Raw genomic sequence first — 16,532 nt, forward strand, 5'->3', positions numbered from 1 at the left:
TATTGAATGGATGTGATTACAATGTTTGTGGAATCGATAAATGACGTTTTATTCTTAGTCGATTTTTTCACAATTATTCTTCCGACTCTGACGGCAATCGGGATTGCATTCCTCTTACGAGAGTGCCGTGCCGGCGAGCAATGGAAATCAAAACGAACAGATGAACATCAGACGGTCTTTCAAATTAACCGAACAGACTTTCTTATTATTATATATCATCGCATTACAACTTGGATACGTAAAGTCTTCCGCATGAATTCGCCTGTGAACGATGATGAAGACGCCAGTTCTCTTCTTTTATAAACCGCATTTATAAAAAGGAGGAGAACAAATTGTTAAAAACATATCAAAAACTTTTGGCTATGGGTATCTTTTTGATCGTATTATGCTCGGGCAATGCTGCATTTGCCGCGACTAATCAGGTGGGAGGCCTCAGCAACGTCGGTTTTTTCCACGACTATTTAATCGAACCGTTTTCTGCTCTGCTTAAGGGTGTTGCCGGGCTGTTTCACGGAGAATACGGACTGTCTATTATTCTCGTCACCATTATTGTTCGTGTCGTTGTACTGCCTTTGTTTGTCAATCAGTTCAAAAAACAGCGCATATTCCAAGAGAAAATGGCAGTTATTAAACCTCAGGTTGACAGCATTCAGGCCAAATTGAAAAAGACGAAGGACCCGGAAAAGCAAAAAGAACTGCAAACGGAAATGATGAAGCTGTATCAAGAGCACAATATCAATCCGCTTGCCATGGGGTGTCTCCCAATGCTGATTCAATTTCCTATTGTGATTGGGTTTTATTACGCGATTCGCTCTACACCCGAAATTGCGTCACACTCGTTTTTATGGTTCAGTTTAGGACAATCTGACATTCTCGTGTCTCTTAGTGCGGGAGCGATGTACTTTATCCAAGCCTATGTCGCTCAAAAACTGAGCGCGAAATATTCCGCTGTCCCGCAAAACCCGGCGGCGCAGCAATCTGCAAAACTGATGGTGTTCATCTTCCCTGTGATGATGACGATTTTCTCGCTTAATGTTCCGGCAGCCCTTCCGCTGTACTGGTTCACAAGCGGGCTGTTCCTGACAGTGCAAAACATCGTCCTTCAGATGACGCATCATAAAAGTAAAAACGCCGCTTCTCTTACTGAGACGGTAAAATAGCGTAACAACCCCGAGCGAAAAGCCGGGGTTGTTTTTTGTTTCACCGCACCCTTTTCGGTCATGGCAGAGGCGAAAATGGCAACCCTAAAAAACAGCCGTATCGTTTAAAAAGAAGGAAACCGGGAATACCTTATACTCACATCTAACTGAAAGGAGCATGTATGTGACGGAACGCTCTCAGCAAAAAAACATTTCTGTACCTGAAGGAATCTGGATCATGAGGCAAACTTGGAATGATGTCTTATTTGCCCACTGGCCTGTTGATGCTTCTAACCTTCGGGCGATGATTCCGCCGGTTTTAGAATTAGATACATATAACGGGCAAGGTTGGATCAGCATGCTTCCCTTTATGCTCACGAATCTGAGGGCGCGTTTTCTTCCTGCCCTTCCCGGTGCGCGTGCATTTCCTGAGCTTAACCTTCGCACCTATGTCACTTATAAAGGCAAGCCCGGCATTTATTTTTTCAGCTTAGATGCTGATCATCGGCTGGCAGTCCTGGGCGCTCGCACGTTCTTTCATTTACCTTATTTTTACGCGGATATGAAAGCTGAAAAAAACGGTGATGGCATTGACTATGTCAGCAAGCGGAGAGACGACGGAGAAGCAGCATTCCGCGCCGCATACCGGCCCATTTCAGCTCCTTTTACAGCGGAAGAGGATTCGCTCGATTATTGGCTGACGGAACGATACAGACTCTACACCACTTATCGAAACAAGCTCTATTACGAAGACATTCATCATCATCCTTGGCTTCTGCAACATGCCGAGGCCGAGTTTTCGGTCAATACGGTGGCTGAAGCTCACGATATATCATTGCCAGATTCAGACCCTTTGCTTCATTACGCTAAAAAACAGGACGTGTTATTTTGGCCGCTTAGGCAATGGCGCTGAATGCAAGAAAAAACCCGATGCGGGCAAGCGCACTCGGGTTTTCCTTTTTTATTTCGCTGCCTCTTCAATAATGGCAACAACCATTTCTGCCGTTTTAACGAGTTCTTCGATCGGCATTTTTTCATTCTTTGTATGAATTTGCTCGTAACCGACAGCAAGGTTGACCGTCGGAATGCCATGACCTGCAATAACGTTCGCGTCGCTTCCGCCGCCGCTTGTTTGCAGCTCGCTTGGCCGTCCGATTTTAGCAGCCGCTTTTTTCGCGATTTCAACTACTTGGTCGCCGTCTTGATATTTGAAGCCCGGATACATCACTTCAATTTCGACTTCTGCGCGTCCGCCCATATCAGCAGCAGCCTCTTCAAATGCAGCTTTCATTTTTTGAACCTGAGCTTCCATTTTCTCAGGAACTAAAGAGCGTGCTTCAGCAAGAATATGGACTTCGTCGCATACAATGTTTGTTTGTGTGCCGCCTTCAAACCGGCCGATATTTGCTGTTGTTTCTTCATCAATACGGCCCAATGGCATTTTTGAAATGGCTTTGCTAGCGATTGTAATCGCTGAAATGCCTTTTTCAGGTTCAACCCCGGCGTGTGCGGTTTTCCCGTATATTGCCGCTCTTACCTTCGCTTGTGTCGGCGCGGCCACAATGATATTTCCGACTTTTCCGTCTGAGTCAAGGGCATAGCCGTAGGATGCCGTGATCATAGAACGGTCAAGCGCCTTCGCTCCGATCAGGCCTGATTCCTCACCTACAGTGATGATGAATTCAATCGTGCCGTGCTCAATGTTTTCTTCTTTCAGCACTTTAATCGCTTCAAACATAGCAGCCAGCCCTGCTTTATCATCAGCACCTAAAATCGTAGTGCCGTCTGTTTTGACATAGCCTTCCTCAACAACCGGTTTTACGCCGTTTCCGGGTACAACTGTGTCCATATGAGATGTAAAATAGATCGTATCTGCTTGTTTTGTCCCTTTTAATGTGCAGATCAGGTTTCCCGCTCCGTGGCCAGTGATATCCATTGTATCGTCTTCTTTAACGTCCACACCTAAATCAGAAAATTTTTGTTTCAGCACTTTGCAGATTTCTGCTTCGTGTTTTGTTTCTGAGTCAATTTGGACAAGCTCTAAAAATTCTTCCAGCAGGCGTTTTTCATTCACCATGTGTAAGTCCCTCCATGTTAAAGCGGTATGTTACCGTGCTTTTTTTTCGGTCTCTCTTCTGTCTTATGTGCAAGCATGTGAAAAGCTTGAATCAGTCTTTTCCTTGATTCTTCCGGCAAAATGATGTCATCGACCATTCCGCAGGCCGCTGCTTTATATGGCCCGGCGTTTTGCTTTTTGTATTCAGCAGTTTTTTCGCGTTTTGTCTTTTGCGGGTCGGCTGAAGCTTTTATTTCTTTTTCATACAAAATCGATGCCGCACCTTCTGAACCCATCACTGCGATTTCAGCATTCGGCCATGCAAACACAAGGTCCGCTCCGATTGCTTTGCTGTTCATAGCGACATAGGCGCCGCCATACGCTTTTCTGATAATGAGCGTGACTTTTGGGACGGTCGCTTCTGCATAGGCAAACAATAATTTTGCTCCGTGCCTGATAATTCCGTTATGCTCCTGCTGAACACCGGGCAGAAACCCCGGAACATCCTCGACAGTTAACAGCGGTATATCAAAGGCGTCGCAAAAACGGATAAACCTCGCTGCTTTATCTGCAGCGTCAATCGTCAGGCTTCCCGCCAGATGTTTCGGCTGGCTCGCAACGATGCCGATCGTTTTTTCACCCAGCCTTGCAAACCCGATAACAATGTTTTTCGCAAAAAACGGCTGAATTTCAAAAAAAGACTGCGGATCAGCCAACTCCTTAATTACCGTCCGCACATCATACGGCTTTGTCGTGTCGGCGGGCACGAGACGGTTTAATAATGGTCTGGAGGCCTCTTTCTTGGGTAGCGGCGCTGCTGTCTGGCCATTCAGCGGCAAATAAGACAGCAGTTTTTTCACTCCTGTCAGAACCTCCTTCTCCGTATGTCCGGAAAAGTGGGCGTTTCCGCTGACGGCATTATGTATTCCCGCTCCGCCTAAGCTCTCCGCATCAACCTGTTCTCCTGTCACTTTTTCAATTACCTTCGGCCCGGTAATAAACATCCGGCCGGTCTGTTCAGCCATAAATATAAAATCTGTGAGTGCCGGAGAATATACAGCGCCTCCAGCGCACGGCCCTAAAATAACCGATATTTGCGGAATGACTCCGGAGTATAAGACGTTTCGGTAAAATATGTGACCGTATCCATCTAATGATACCACACCCTCTTGAATTCTCGCACCACCTGAGTCATTCAGCCCGATAATCGGCGCCTTATTTTTCGCAGCCAGATCCATCAGTGCGCAGATTTTTTTGGCGTGGGTTTCGCCAAGCGCCCCGCCGAACACTGTGAAGTCTTGCGCAAATACATATACAGAGCGGCCATCAATTGTGCCGTACCCTGTCACGACTCCATCCCCTAACATACGCTGTTCTCTTGTTAACACTTGACTTTCCATGAAGGGATTCAACTCGATAAAGCTATCCTGATCAAGAAGAAACGTGATCCTTTCCCGAGCGGTGAGCTTTCCCTTTTGCCGCTGCTGAGCCAGCTTTTCATGTCCTCCGCCTTGTTCTGCCTGCCTGCGTCTCGTGTATAAATGATCAATATGCTCATTCATGTTCAACGGTTTGGACTCCTTTCGGCTCGCATAGCTCTACAAGAATGCCATTTGTTTCCCGCGGAGAAAGAAATGCGATCTTTTTCCCATTAGCTCCCTGTCTTGGATACTTGTCAATCAATTGAACTTGCCGGTCAGACAATGCTTGCAGCTGTTCAGATAAGCCGGTGCACAAAAACGCAACATGATGCAGCCCCTGCCCTTTCTTCTCCAAAAACAAACGGACGGGGCTGTCAGGTGTCAACGGTTCTATCAGCTCCAGCTTGACGCTTCCCGCTTGAAAAAAAGCAACATTCACCTTTTGCTCTTCAACCGTTTCTTGATGAAGAAACGCAAGCCCCAATATATCTTCATAAAAGCTTCTCGCTTCTTCTATCGAAAAAACAGCTATCCCAATATGGTCAAGCCTGTTCATTTTCATCCCTGCCTTCCGTCAATAGATATCGCTTGTCCGCCCTTTCAAAACACGCTAAAATATAGACAGATTGTCTAAGGAGTGAAATCATGTCTCAAAAACTGATGAAAAGCGTTTTAATCGTGATTTTGGGAGTTTTTATTCTTTCAACTGTACTCTCAGGAATCGTCATGTTTTTCTAACGATAAAAAAGCAGGCAACCTTATTGATTAGGAACATCCTGCTTTTTTATCAGAGCTTTATGCTCGATAGCAATCTCTTCAAAAGAGCGGGAGTCGTCCGTAATCAGCACTCTCGTACCCACCGGAATCGTTCGAAACAGATGAACGACCTCATCGTTATGCATACGTATACAGCCGTTAGACACAAATTTCCCTATTGATTCTTCCCGGTTTGTCCCATGAATTCCGTAAATCCGCCCGTCTGTTCCTTTCGCGTCAAATCCGATCCATCTTGCCCCAAGAGGGTTGTCAGGAGATCCTCCTTCTATATTTTTCTTTCTGTAGTAAGGATTCGCCGCTTTAACTGTTACCGAAAATTCCCCTTCAGGCGTCAGATCGTCTGTTTTTCCGGTCGCCACGCTGTACACCCCTTCTACTTTGTTGTCCAAGATGACAGCCAGTTCGTTTGTTCTCTTGTTGACAATGACATAAGGATCCCCCGGCAGCGGGTTTTCGCCAAGCGGCCAAATCGGTGAAATCATCATCATAAAAATTGAACATAAGAAAAAACGCATAATCTCCTCCTTTTTCATTAGGTTGACCAATGAAGGAAGAGCTCATGCGAATCAGCCGAGTGATTTTTGCGCTTTTATTCCTTTAAAATAGCTTTTGATCACTAAATATTGTTCCATTTCGCCGAGAAGATGGAAGAGGGCGGCTCGTGCTTCAAATTCCTCTCTTGTCGCCGGAAGCGGCATCTCCTCAAATTCTTTTCTCATGTCAGCAAGTCTTTTCAGAAATTTGTACGCCGTATTTCCCGGGTGTATCGCTTCCCGCAAATCATGAATAAATTCAGCGATCATTTTTCCCTGATCTACTGTAATGGAGATGGAAGTCACTTTAGGGAGAAGGCGTTCAATAATTTCAAATTGCTTTTCTCTCATTTTAAAATAATGATAATGCAGATTTTCGTAGCGCAGAATGTGGTTTTGCACATCTCGGTACGCCAGGTTTTTCGCCTCCGTGATGAGCTGGTGTGTTTCCGGAATTTCCTTTCCAGTCCAATCTTGCTCACCAGTTAACAAATACCGCTCTATTTCTGCAAAAATGACAGCAAAGTTATCCTCTATCTTTTTGCGATAGGCAATCAGCTTCCGGTCAAGGCTCGGCATATACAAGTTCATCAAAAGAGCGACACCGATACCAACCGTAATTAACTGAACTTCATTCCAAATGAAAGCAAGCGTAATGCCGCCGGACATGTATAAATGAAGGATAATAACGGAACTGGTAACGATCCCCTCGTTAATTTTTAACAGGACCGTTATCGGAATGAATATCAAGAGAAGCGCTCCGATAACAAACGGATGATAGCCAATCAGCTCGAAAAAGAGATAAGAAAAAAGAATTGCCAGACAGCATGCGGCAAAGCGGGCCCACGACGCCTGAAGCGACCGTTTTTGTGTGATTTGAATGCACAAAATGGTGATGATTCCTGCTGATGCGAAGTTTTGCAAATGCAATAGCTGGCTTATATAAATAGCCAAAGCTGTTCCAAGCGCGGTCTTTATTGTGCGGTAACCAATTTTAAACATGTCGGACTCCATTTCTATTTGTTTCTTCAATAAAAAAGAAGAAGCTTTAGCCTTCTTCTTTTTTTCTATATTCTATAATATTTTCTCTAAAAAGTCCTGCGCTCTTTTGGATTTTGGCGAAAGAAAAAATTCTTTCGGATTGCCGTCCTCGACAATCATTCCTTGGTCCATAAACAGCACTCGGTCTGCCACTTCTTTTGCGAAGCCCATTTCATGTGTGACGATCACCATAGTCATGCCGGTTTCGACCAGCTCTTTCATAACCTGAAGCACTTCCTTAACCATCTCCGGATCAAGTGCAGAGGTCGGTTCGTCAAACAGCATGATTTCCGGATTCATCGCAAGTGCCCGGGCGATGGCGACACGCTGTTTTTGCCCGCCAGACAAGCGGTTTGGATAGTCATTTTTCTTTTCAAACAAACCGACTTTGCGAAGCAGCTCTTCAGCTTTTTCCTGTGCAGCCTGTTTTGATTCTTTTTTGACATTAACAGGCGCGTACATGATATTTTCGAGAACCGTTTTGTGCGGAAAAAGGTGAAAATGCTGAAAAACCATCCCGATGTTTTCCCGCACCTTTAATGTGTTGGTTTTCGGCTTCGTGATCTCGTTGTCTTTGATTGTTATGGTTCCGCCGTTAGGTTTTTCCAACAGGTTTAAACAGCGAAGGAACGTTGATTTACCTGAGCCTGAAGGGCCGATGACGGCAACAACCTCACCTTCAGCGATTGTTGTTGAAATGTTTTTTAATACTTCGTGTTTCCCAAATGATTTTGACAGCTTTTCAACCTTAATCATTGGATTTCAGCTTCCTTTCTACAGCCTTGCCGATAAACGTTAAAATCAGGACAAGCACATAATAAATCAATCCGGCGATAATGAGCGGCTCAAGGTAATTGTAAGTGGCGGCGCCAGCTTGATAAGCGCGTCTCATGACATCACCAAGCCCGATGACGGTGACGATCGCCGATTCTTTTGTTAACGTGATTAATTCATTCACAATTGCAGGTGATATATTTTTGAAGGCCTGCGGCAACAGCAGATCCTTCATCATTTTGCCGTACGGGACACCCAGTGCGACAGCCGCCTCTTTTTGCCCTTTATCAATGGCGTTGATTCCGGCTCTGATAATTTCCGATACATAAGCGGCGGAATTCAATGACAATGCGACTACCGCAGCCCAAAACTGGTCAATTTGAAAGCCGAGCAGCTGAGGAAGCCCGAAATAGACAATCATAAGCTGCAGCACTAAAGGCGTACCGCGGAACACTGATGTATAAAAATCAGCGATCCAGATCAGAGGGCGGAACGTGCTGATCTTGCATAAGCTTAGCACAATACCCAGTATAAGTCCGATAATGGCTGATACGATGACAATTTTCAAAGTAATCGCTAAGCCTTCTAATATAAAAGGAATTTGGGGGATCGTTGCTGAAAAATCCAAATTCATAGTCTTTGTCTCCTTTTCTTACAGGAAAAAAGATTTCCTATTCAATAAAAAGGCTCAACGAAAAGTTGAGCCGCTTTTTTTTACTTCTCGCCAGTGAACCATTTCTTCTTCAATTTCTCGAGCTCTCCGTTATCTTCCATTTCCTTGAGGGCTTTATTGAATTTGTCTGTCAGTTCACTGTCCTTTCTGAAAGCAATCGCTGAACCGGCTTCCTCCGCTTTCGCATCAGGAATCACGAAGCCTTGCAGGTCGTCATTTGATTTGAAATACCCTTCTGCTACCATGTCTTCGATAATCGCGGCATCAAAGCGGTCAGATTTGATTTCCTGCACCAAATCAGAAATTCTGTTGCGGTCTTCTGTTTTAAAAGCATATTCCGGAGAAAGCTCTTTCCCCTTCTCTTCCTGAATGGAGCCAAGCTGAACGCCGACTGTTTTTCCTTTCAGATCTTTTAAAGACTTAATGCCGCTGTCTTTTTTGCTGACAATCATATGGTTCGCTGTGTAGTACACATCGGAAAAATCAACTTGTTTTTTACGATCAGGCGTCGGTGTCATTCCGGACAGAACCAGATCCACCTGTTTTGATTTCAGCGCTGTGATTAAACTGTTGAAGTCCATATCCTGCACTTCAATTTCGTAGCCAGTCTTCTTCGCAAGCGCTTTTGCCAAATCTACATCAAAGCCGACAATATTATCGCCTTCCTTATATTCAAACGGTTTGTAATCCGCCGAAGTGCCCATAATTAACTTTTTCTTGCCGCCTTCAGAACCTGAATTGCTTGAGCCGCAAGCGGATAGTGCTAAAGTGATGCAGGCAGCTACAAGTAATAAGAGCCATTTTTTCATGATCCATTTCCCCCATATTCATTACTTTTAGTGTATTTGAATATTTATTCGTTAATTTGTATTTTAAACAGTTTCTTATTTTTATGCAATACTATTTTTGAAAATTATCTTCAAGCTTATTTTTCCAGCGATTTCTTTTTGATATTACTAGATAAACATAGATTTACTGTACAACTGGATTGAATAAACTTTTAATATTTATTCATAACCCTTTGGAATTTTATGCATAAAAAAAACCGGGGCCGTTTAGGCACCCGGGGTGTTCGTCTTATACTTCTTCACAATATTCTTCAAAGGCTTCCTGCAGCTTTGCCACAACTGCCATCGGCTCATGGCCTTCAATTTCATGGCGTTCCACCATTTTCATGATTTTTCCATCTTTCAAAATCGCAAAGGACGGAGAAGATGGCGGATATCCTTCAAAATAGTCACGAGCACGCGCAGTCGCTTCTTTATCCTGTCCGGCAAAGACGGTAACGAGCTGATCAGGTCTTTTATCATAGTGAACGGAATGGTATGCGGCCGGTCTTGCAATTCCCCCGGCGCATCCGCAAACAGAGTTTACCATGACTAACGTCGTTCCTTTTTTCGTAAGTGCCTCATCCACCTCTTCAGCAGTTTTCAGCTCGGTATATCCGGCAGCTGTAATTTCTTGTCTCGCTTGGCGGACAATGTCATTCATAAATAAATTAAAGTCCATGTTCAATGAAGACCTCTCCTTTTTCATCATCTGTTCTTATGATAGCAAGGAAACGTCCATATCGGCAAATGACATTGCTTGGCCGCACACTTTTTTTGCTCTCCGTTTACAGCTTACAGAAAAAGGGGATTATATAACCAGATGTAAAATAAAGGAGCAGTTTTGTATGAGCCACCGGAAAGCATTACTGATTCATAACGGAAATGCCGGCAACAAAAATATAGAAAAAGCATTAGGGGCTGTGGTGCCGGTTTTATCACAATCTTTAGATGAGGTGATCATTAGACAAACAAAGAAAAAGGATGATGCGTATCATTTTTGCCAATCCATTGATGATTCTGTAGACACCGTCTTTATTCTCGGCGGCGACGGCACGGTTCACCAATGCATAAACGGCATCAGTGCTTTAGAAAGAAAGCCCGCGGTCGGAATTTTGCCCGGCGGCACGTGCAATGACTTTTCAAGAGTGCTGGGCATCCCTCAAAATCTCGCAAAGGCGGCGGAAGCGCTTGTGTCAGGAAAAAAAACAAGCGTAGATGTATGTCAGATGAACGATCGTTATTTTTTAAATTTCTGGGGGATTGGCCTGATTACAGAAACATCGAATCAAATTAACGAAACGGAAAAAGCATTATTGGGAAAAATCAGCTATTTTACAAGTGCATTGCGTACCGTCTCATCTGCCGGATCGTTTCCGATGACCTTAAAAATTGATGGAAAAGAAATTAAAGAAGAAGCCGTTATGCTGCTTGTCATGAACGGACAATATATTGGTACAAACCGAATTCCCCTGCCGGATGCCAGTATAGAAGACGGCTTACTCGATATCCTCATTTGCCGCAACACCAACCTCTCCGCATTGCGGGAGCTGATGAGCATGGAACAGGGCACAATTGATCGTTTTACCGGAGAGCTGTCCTATATTCAGGCCTCCCGTATCGAAATTGAAACAGACACTGTCAAAAAAGCTGATACAGATGGAGAAGTCTATACTCATACGCCTGCGGTGATTCAAGTGCTGCCGCAGCACATTGATATGCTTGTCCCGTCCAATGAATAACGATAAGGATCGAACACTGTTAGAAAGATTTTGCAAATCCGTTGACTCTCCCCTAAGAGGAGGGCTTACAGTATAAGAGATACACTTTCGAAAAAGGGGAAGTCACATGGAGAAACAAAATATCACTTTAATGATATTATTAACAAATTTATTTATTGCTTTTTTAGGAATCGGGCTTGTGATTCCGGTAACGCCTACCATTATGAATGAATTGCATTTATCGGGTACCGCGGTCGGCTATATGGTTGCCTGCTTTGCTGTTACACAGCTTATTGTATCGCCAATAGGCGGACGATGGGTTGACCGCTTCGGACGTAAAATCATGATCGTGATCGGTCTGTTGTTCTTTAGTGTTTCGGAGTTTTTATTCGGCATCGGAAAAACAGTTGAGATTTTATTTATATCCCGTATGCTTGGCGGAATCAGCGCAGCCTTCATTATGCCCGGGGTCACGGCTTTTATTGCAGATATCACGACCATTAAAACACGTCCGAAAGCGCTCGGTTATATGTCAGCTGCTATTTCTACAGGCTTTATTATCGGCCCAGGCATCGGAGGATTTTTAGCGGAAATCTATTCCCGCCTGCCATTTTTCTTTGCGGCAGCCTTTGCATTGTTAGCAGCCATTTTATCAATGCTCACGCTGCGCGAGCCGGAACGAAACCCTGAAAATCAGGACATAAAAGGGCAGAAGACAGGCTTCAAACGGATTTTTGCCCCTATGTATTTCATTGCTTTTCTCATTATCTTGATTTCATCTTTTGGTTTAGCGTCATTTGAATCGTTATTTGCGTTATTCGTTGACCATAAATACGGATTTACAGCCAGCGACATTGCCGTCATGATTACAGGAGGAGCGATTGTTGGCGCCATTACGCAAGTCGTCTTATTCGACCGCTTTACAAGGTGGTTTGGCGAAATCCACTTAATTCGGTATAGCTTAATTCTCTCGACGAGTCTTGTATTCTTGATGACAATCGTGAATTCTTATGTTTCAATTCTGCTGGTTACAGTCACCGTATTTGTCGGATTTGATCTCATGCGGCCGGCGGTAACGACTTATCTGTCAAAGATTGCGGGAAATGAACAGGGGTTTGCCGGCGGTATGAATTCAATGTTTACAAGTATCGGCAATGTTTTCGGGCCTATTATCGGCGGAATGCTGTTCGATATCGATGTAAACTATCCATTCTACTTTGCAACGGTAGCTTTAGCCATAGGCATTGCGCTGACCATTGCTTGGAAAGCGCCTGCACATCTTAATGCCAGCACGTGATAAAAAGCGTATTCTTTGTGTACTGCAAAGAATGCGCTTCTTTATTATACTGATCATAGAAGGAGTGATGGCATGAAGGAGTCGTATTACTCAATTGGAGAAGTTTCAAAACTGGCAAACGTGTCGATTAAAGCGCTCCGTTATTACGATAAAATTGATTTATTTAAACCCGCCTATGTCGATCCGGATACAAGCTACCGCTATTATACAGATTCCCAGCTCATTCATCTGGATTTGATCAAATCATTGAAATATATCGGCACACCTTTAGAAGAGATGAAAAAGGCACAGGACTTAGAGATGGAAGAACTGTTTGCTTTTTATACAGAGCAGGAGAAGCAAATCAGGGAGAAATTAGACTTTTTATCAGCATTGGAGCAAACCATTTCGTTGGTGAAAAAGCGGATGAAACGGCAGATGGAATATCCCGCGCTCGGCGAGGTGTTTGTTTTAGATGAAGAAGAAACCCGCATCATTCAGACAGAGGCAGAGGGAATCGGGCCTGAAAACGTGCTCAATGCCTCCTACAGCAAATTAAAAAAATTTATCGAATCAGCAGATGGATTTACGAACAATAGCTACGGCGCTACTTTCTCGTTTCAGCCGTACACCAGCATTGATGAAATGACTTACCGTCATATCTTTACGCCTGTATTGACGAATAAACAAATTTCTGCCATTACGCCAGATATGGAAATCACAACGATCCCTAAAGGCAGATATGTTTGTATCGCATATAACTTTTCACCTGAGCATTATTTTCTCAACTTACAGAAGCTTATCAAGTATATCACAGACCGCCAATTAACAGTTGTCAGTGATGTTTACGAGTTAATCATACCGATTCATTACTCACCGAAAAAACAAGAAGAATACCGGGTCGAAATGAAAATTCGAATCGCTGAATAATGTTGCATAGAAAAAGAGCATTTTTTGAAGTTATGTGTCAAAAAATGCTCTTTTTGCTTATTTAGTAAACAGATGCTTTTTCGTCAATCGATTCTAAAATTTGTTTCACTCGTCCCAGGAATCGCCCGCACACAAGGCCGTCAAGCACTCTGTGATCCAAGGACAGGCACAGATTGACCATGTCTCTGACAGCAATCATGCCATGATCCATGACAACCGGGCGTTTGACGATGGATTCCACTTGAAGAATCGCAGCCTGAGGGTAGTTGATAATGCCCATTGACTGTACAGATCCGAACGAACCTGTATTGTTGACGGTAAACGTTCCTCCCTGCATGTCGTCTGCTGAAAGTTTTCCGTCTCTTACTTTTTTGGCAAGGTCAGTAATTTCTCTCGCAATGCCTTTAATTGTTTTTTCATCAGCGTTTTTAATCACCGGAACAAATAAAGAATCCTCTGTCGCAACCGCTATTGAAATATTGATATCCTTTTTCTGAATAATCTTGTCGCCCGCCCACATACTATTCATTTGCGGGAATTCTTTTAACGCCTGAGCGACCGCTTTGACGAAAAAGGCGAAGAACGTTAAATTAAACCCTTCTGTCTTCTTGAATGAATCTTTTATACTGTTGCGGTATGCCACCATATTTGTGACGTCGACTTCCATCATCGTCCAAGCATGCGGAATTTCTGTTTTGCTTCGTTTCATATTGGAAGCAATTGCTTTTCTTACGCCTGTGACAGGGATTTCTTTATCTCCGGCTGCAGACGCAGGATATGAAATCTCTTCCTTCGGCTCTGGTTTTGGTGCAGACTCAGGTGCAGGAGCTGCTGTTTTCGGCTTCTCAGGCCGTTCTTGCACGCCGCCTGTCTCAATGATACGCTGAATATCTTTTCGCGTAATGCGGCCGCCGGCACCAGTTCCTGTCACTTGATCAAGATCAATGCCGTGCTCTCCGGCTAAACGGAGTACAGCTGGCGAGTAGCGCTTTTTATTTGGCTGACTGGCTGCTTCGGCACTTTCTGCAGCAGGCGTCTCAGCAGCTTCTGATGCCACTGGCTGCTCTTGTTTTTGTTCAGCCGGATTCGCGCCTTCTGTTTCGATTTTGCAAATCACTTCTCCGACTTGCAGGGTCTGGCCTTCTTCACCCACAAGCTCTGTTATCGTCCCGGTAAAAGAAGACGGAACCTCTGCATTTACTTTATCTGTCATCACTTCCGCTATCGGATCGTATTTGTTCACTTTATCACCGGGGGAGACAAGCCATTTGCTGATCGTCCCCTCTGTCACGCTTTCTCCAAGCTGCGGCATCGTCATTTGTTCAATTGCCATGATTGTATCCTCCTTACGTCTTTAAAACTCCGCTAATTCTCTCATCGCCGCTTCCACTTTATCAGGGTTGACCATAAAGTATTTTTCCATTGTCGGCGCATAAGGCATAGCCGGAATATCAGGACCTGCAAGCCGTTTGATCGGCGCGTCTAAGTCGAAGAGACAATGCTCGGATATAATCGCAGCTACCTCACTCATGATGCTGCCTTCTTTTGTATCTTCTGTGACCAAAAGGACCTTTCCAGTTTTGGATGCGGCTTCGATGATTGCTTCTTTATCAAGCGGGTAAACCGTTCTTAAATCCACCACATGTACTGAGATGCCATCTTTTTCGAGACGTTCTGCAGCCTGTAACGCGAAGTGGACACACAGGCCATATGTGATTACCGTGATGTCGTCGCCTTCCCGTTTTACATCAGCCTTGCCGATTGGCAGGACATAATCATCTGCCGGAACCTCTCCTTTTATCAGGCGGTACGCGCGCTTGTGCTCAAAAAACAGCACCGGATCTTCATCGCGAACTGCGGCTTTTAAGAGTCCTTTCGCGTCATATGGCGTTGAAGGCATGACAATTTTCAATCCGGGCTGATTGGCGAAAATCGCTTCGACTGATTGAGAATGATAAAGGGCCCCGTGTACGCCTCCGCCGTATGGCGCTCTGACAACAATCGGACAGCTCCAGTCATTGTTGCTGCGGTAGCGGATTTTAGCCGCTTCAGAAATGATTTGGTTGACCGCTGGCATAATAAAATCAGCAAACTGCATTTCGGCAATCGGTCTCATGCCGTACATAGCCGCTCCGATACCGACTCCGGCGATCGCTGATTCAGCAAGCGGCGTATCCATAACACGCTCTTCCCCGAATTGTTCGTATAGGCCGGCTGTGGCTTTAAATACACCGCCTTTTTTTCCTACATCTTCCCCAAGAACGAAAACGCGAGGATCTCGTTCCATTTCTTCTTTCATCGCCAAATTGATCGAATCAATATATGACATTACTGACATTTGTTCTTCCTCCCTACTTCGCATACACATAATCAAGCGCTGACTCAGGAGCTGCATAAGGGGCGTTCTCCGCTTCATCCGTCGCTTCGTTGATGATTGCCATGATTTCATCCAGCATGGTTTGTTCTGTCTCATCGGACAGCAGGCCTGTTTCCTTTAAGTAAGCTTGGTAAGTAAGCAGGGGGTCACTTTTTTTCGCTTCCTCTACTTCTTCACGGCCTCTATAGCTGCTGTCATCGTCATCACTGGAATGCGGTGTAAGGCGGTAAGAAATGGTTTCAATTAATGTCGGGCCTTCTCCTCTTCGCGCCCGTTCGCGTGCTTCTTTGACCGCTTGATAAACTTCCAGCGGATCATTTCCATTCACAGTTACGCCAGGCATCCCATAGCCTACGGCACGGTCGGAAATGTTCTCACATGCAACTTGCTTATCGTAAGGCACTGAGATTGCGTATTTATTGTTTTCACACATGAAAATAACCGGCAGCTTATGGACAGCGGCAAAGTTTGCCCCTTCATGGAAATCACCTTGGTTTGAAGAGCCTTCACCAAATGTAACAAAGGCTGCGATATCCTTTTTCTCCATACGTCCCGCCAGCGCAATGCCGACTGCGTGCGGCACTTGCGTTGTCACTGGAGATGATCCCGTCACGATGCGGTTTTTCTTTTGTCCAAAATGCCCCGGCATCTGGCGGCCTCCTGAGTTCGGATCTGCTGCTTTGGCAAACCCGGACATCATTAAGTCCTTTGCTGTCATGCCAAACGCCAGCACGACACCCATGTCTCTGTAGTACGGCAGTACATAATCCATTTCACGGTCAAGAGCGAAAGCCGCTCCTACCTGTGCAGCTTCCTGCCCTTGACAAGAGATCACGAATGGAATTTTGCCAGAGCGGTTTAACAGCCACATTCTTTCATCGATTTTTCTTGCTAACAGCATGGTTCTATACATATCAACGGCTTCCTGATCAGTCAGCCCTAGTGCTTGATGTCGGTTTGTACTCATTCAAGCCCCTCCTTTATGCT

General features: G+C 44.7%; 19 protein-coding genes. 7 read left to right on the forward strand and 12 right to left on the reverse strand.

The window, feature by feature from the left end; translation table 11 throughout:
• The first annotated feature begins 15 nt into the window (after positions 1 to 15).
• The 3 genes from mifM (at position 16) to M1M80_RS12240 (ending at position 2,052) form a co-directional block, all read left to right on the forward strand.
• The gene (gene mifM, locus M1M80_RS12230; protein WP_080010842.1) at positions 16 to 303 is read left to right on the forward strand and encodes a membrane protein insertion/folding monitor MifM; all 288 of its coding nucleotides are present in this window, start codon (positions 16 to 18) and stop codon (positions 301 to 303) included.
• A 29-nt stretch (positions 304 to 332) separates the two neighbouring features.
• A complete protein-coding gene (locus M1M80_RS12235; RefSeq protein WP_060398976.1) occupies positions 333 to 1,160 on the forward strand; it encodes a membrane protein insertase YidC in 828 nt (275 codons plus the stop codon).
• A 163-nt stretch (positions 1,161 to 1,323) separates the two neighbouring features.
• Positions 1,324 to 2,052: a YqjF family protein gene (locus M1M80_RS12240; protein WP_060398977.1), complete on the forward strand. Its 729-nt coding sequence runs from the start codon at positions 1,324 to 1,326 to the stop codon at positions 2,050 to 2,052.
• Positions 2,053 to 2,100: 48 nt separating this feature from the next.
• Here M1M80_RS12240 and M1M80_RS12245 read toward each other — a convergent pair whose 3' ends face one another.
• From M1M80_RS12245 to mce, 3 genes are read right to left on the reverse strand one after another with little or no spacing between them, the layout of a single operon-like run.
• A complete protein-coding gene (locus tag M1M80_RS12245) occupies positions 2,101 to 3,216 on the reverse strand; it encodes a tripeptidase T (RefSeq protein WP_003236816.1) in 1,116 nt (371 codons plus the stop codon).
• A 17-nt stretch (positions 3,217 to 3,233) separates the two neighbouring features.
• Complete coding sequence (locus tag M1M80_RS12250; RefSeq protein ID WP_080429110.1) at positions 3,234 to 4,757, reverse strand: acyl-CoA carboxylase subunit beta; 1,524 nt, start codon at positions 4,755 to 4,757, stop codon at positions 3,234 to 3,236.
• Entirely contained in the window at positions 4,750 to 5,172 is a 423-nt protein-coding gene (gene mce, locus M1M80_RS12255; RefSeq protein ID WP_003236820.1) for a methylmalonyl-CoA epimerase, read from the reverse strand. Before mce ends, M1M80_RS12250 begins: the two co-directional genes overlap by 8 nt.
• A gap of 89 nt (positions 5,173 to 5,261) precedes the next feature.
• Between mce and prli42 the strand changes: the two genes are divergently transcribed.
• Entirely contained in the window at positions 5,262 to 5,354 is a 93-nt protein-coding gene (gene prli42, locus M1M80_RS12260) for a stressosome-associated protein Prli42 (RefSeq protein ID WP_019258837.1), read from the forward strand.
• A gap of 20 nt (positions 5,355 to 5,374) precedes the next feature.
• Here the strand turns inward: prli42 and M1M80_RS12265 are convergent, their stop codons facing one another.
• The 6 genes from M1M80_RS12265 to brxB form a co-directional block, all read right to left on the reverse strand.
• Entirely contained in the window at positions 5,375 to 5,908 is a 534-nt protein-coding gene (locus tag M1M80_RS12265; protein WP_003236823.1) for a L,D-transpeptidase, read from the reverse strand.
• Positions 5,909 to 5,959: 51 nt separating this feature from the next.
• The gene (locus tag M1M80_RS12270) at positions 5,960 to 6,928 is read right to left on the reverse strand and encodes an aromatic acid exporter family protein (RefSeq protein WP_060398979.1); all 969 of its coding nucleotides are present in this window, start codon (positions 6,926 to 6,928) and stop codon (positions 5,960 to 5,962) included.
• 72 nt (positions 6,929 to 7,000) lie between these two features.
• Entirely contained in the window at positions 7,001 to 7,723 is a 723-nt protein-coding gene (gene artM, locus M1M80_RS12275) for an arginine ABC transporter ATP-binding protein ArtM (protein ID WP_003236827.1), read from the reverse strand.
• The gene (gene artQ, locus M1M80_RS12280) at positions 7,716 to 8,375 is read right to left on the reverse strand and encodes an arginine ABC transporter permease ArtQ (protein ID WP_003236829.1); all 660 of its coding nucleotides are present in this window, start codon (positions 8,373 to 8,375) and stop codon (positions 7,716 to 7,718) included. The genes artM and artQ overlap by 8 nt, the downstream gene beginning before the upstream one ends.
• An 80-nt stretch (positions 8,376 to 8,455) precedes the next feature.
• Positions 8,456 to 9,223, reverse strand: coding sequence for an arginine ABC transporter substrate-binding protein ArtP (gene artP / locus M1M80_RS12285; RefSeq protein ID WP_003236831.1), 768 nt, complete (start codon positions 9,221 to 9,223; stop codon positions 8,456 to 8,458).
• Between the two features lie 268 nt (positions 9,224 to 9,491).
• A complete protein-coding gene (gene brxB, locus M1M80_RS12290; protein WP_003226477.1) occupies positions 9,492 to 9,929 on the reverse strand; it encodes a bacilliredoxin BrxB in 438 nt (145 codons plus the stop codon).
• A 160-nt stretch (positions 9,930 to 10,089) separates the two neighbouring features.
• On the opposite strand from brxB, the gene M1M80_RS12295 reads away from it, so the two are divergent.
• From M1M80_RS12295 to bmrR, 3 genes are all read left to right on the forward strand, one after another.
• A complete protein-coding gene (locus tag M1M80_RS12295; RefSeq protein WP_003236833.1) occupies positions 10,090 to 10,983 on the forward strand; it encodes a YegS/Rv2252/BmrU family lipid kinase in 894 nt (297 codons plus the stop codon).
• Between the two features lie 106 nt (positions 10,984 to 11,089).
• A complete protein-coding gene (bmr, locus tag M1M80_RS12300; protein ID WP_060398980.1) occupies positions 11,090 to 12,259 on the forward strand; it encodes a multidrug efflux MFS transporter Bmr in 1,170 nt (389 codons plus the stop codon).
• Between the two features lie 72 nt (positions 12,260 to 12,331).
• The gene (bmrR, locus tag M1M80_RS12305) at positions 12,332 to 13,168 is read left to right on the forward strand and encodes a multidrug efflux transcriptional regulator BmrR (protein WP_060398981.1); all 837 of its coding nucleotides are present in this window, start codon (positions 12,332 to 12,334) and stop codon (positions 13,166 to 13,168) included.
• Positions 13,169 to 13,229: 61 nt separating this feature from the next.
• Here the strand turns inward: bmrR and bfmBB are convergent, their stop codons facing one another.
• The 3 genes from bfmBB to bfmBAA are packed head-to-tail and all read right to left on the reverse strand — an operon-like array spanning position 13,230 to position 16,512.
• On the reverse strand, positions 13,230 to 14,501 hold the full coding sequence (gene bfmBB / locus M1M80_RS12310) for a branched-chain alpha-keto dehydrogenase complex dihydrolipoyllysine-residue (2-methylpropanoyl)transferase (RefSeq protein WP_060398982.1): 1,272 nt from the start codon (positions 14,499 to 14,501) through the stop codon (positions 13,230 to 13,232).
• A 21-nt stretch (positions 14,502 to 14,522) separates the two neighbouring features.
• A complete protein-coding gene (bfmBAB, locus tag M1M80_RS12315; RefSeq protein WP_003236844.1) occupies positions 14,523 to 15,506 on the reverse strand; it encodes a 3-methyl-2-oxobutanoate dehydrogenase subunit beta in 984 nt (327 codons plus the stop codon).
• Positions 15,507 to 15,519: 13 nt separating this feature from the next.
• Positions 15,520 to 16,512: a 3-methyl-2-oxobutanoate dehydrogenase subunit alpha gene (gene bfmBAA, locus M1M80_RS12320; RefSeq protein ID WP_019258847.1), complete on the reverse strand. Its 993-nt coding sequence runs from the start codon at positions 16,510 to 16,512 to the stop codon at positions 15,520 to 15,522.
• Positions 16,513 to 16,532: the final 20 nt, after the last annotated feature.

This window comes from Bacillus inaquosorum (genome assembly GCF_023238325.1).
GTDB lineage: Bacteria > Bacillota > Bacilli > Bacillales > Bacillaceae > Bacillus > Bacillus inaquosorum.

Excerpts from the sequence above, each read along its gene's own strand:
- bmr (WP_060398980.1), top strand. The coding sequence starts at position 11,090 with ATGGAGAAACAAAATATCACTTTAATGATATTATTAACAAATTTATTT.
- bfmBAB (WP_003236844.1), bottom strand. The coding sequence starts at position 15,506 with ATGTCAGTAATGTCATATATTGATTCGATCAATTTGGCGATGAAAGAA.
- M1M80_RS12250 (WP_080429110.1), bottom strand. The coding sequence starts at position 4,757 with ATGAATGAGCATATTGATCATTTATACACGAGACGCAGGCAGGCAGAA.
- M1M80_RS12270 (WP_060398979.1), bottom strand. The coding sequence starts at position 6,928 with ATGTTTAAAATTGGTTACCGCACAATAAAGACCGCGCTTGGAACAGCT.
- artP (WP_003236831.1), bottom strand. The coding sequence starts at position 9,223 with ATGAAAAAATGGCTCTTATTACTTGTAGCTGCCTGCATCACTTTAGCA.
- mce (WP_003236820.1), bottom strand. The coding sequence starts at position 5,172 with ATGAACAGGCTTGACCATATTGGGATAGCTGTTTTTTCGATAGAAGAA.
- artQ (WP_003236829.1), bottom strand. The coding sequence starts at position 8,375 with ATGAATTTGGATTTTTCAGCAACGATCCCCCAAATTCCTTTTATATTA.
- M1M80_RS12245 (WP_003236816.1), bottom strand. The coding sequence starts at position 3,216 with ATGGTGAATGAAAAACGCCTGCTGGAAGAATTTTTAGAGCTTGTCCAA.
- bfmBAA (WP_019258847.1), bottom strand. The coding sequence starts at position 16,512 with ATGAGTACAAACCGACATCAAGCACTAGGGCTGACTGATCAGGAAGCC.
- M1M80_RS12265 (WP_003236823.1), bottom strand. The coding sequence starts at position 5,908 with ATGCGTTTTTTCTTATGTTCAATTTTTATGATGATGATTTCACCGATT.
- M1M80_RS12295 (WP_003236833.1), top strand. The coding sequence starts at position 10,090 with ATGAGCCACCGGAAAGCATTACTGATTCATAACGGAAATGCCGGCAAC.
- prli42 (WP_019258837.1), top strand. The coding sequence starts at position 5,262 with ATGTCTCAAAAACTGATGAAAAGCGTTTTAATCGTGATTTTGGGAGTT.
- bmrR (WP_060398981.1), top strand. The coding sequence starts at position 12,332 with ATGAAGGAGTCGTATTACTCAATTGGAGAAGTTTCAAAACTGGCAAAC.
- bfmBB (WP_060398982.1), bottom strand. The coding sequence starts at position 14,501 with ATGGCAATTGAACAAATGACGATGCCGCAGCTTGGAGAAAGCGTGACA.
- artM (WP_003236827.1), bottom strand. The coding sequence starts at position 7,723 with ATGATTAAGGTTGAAAAGCTGTCAAAATCATTTGGGAAACACGAAGTA.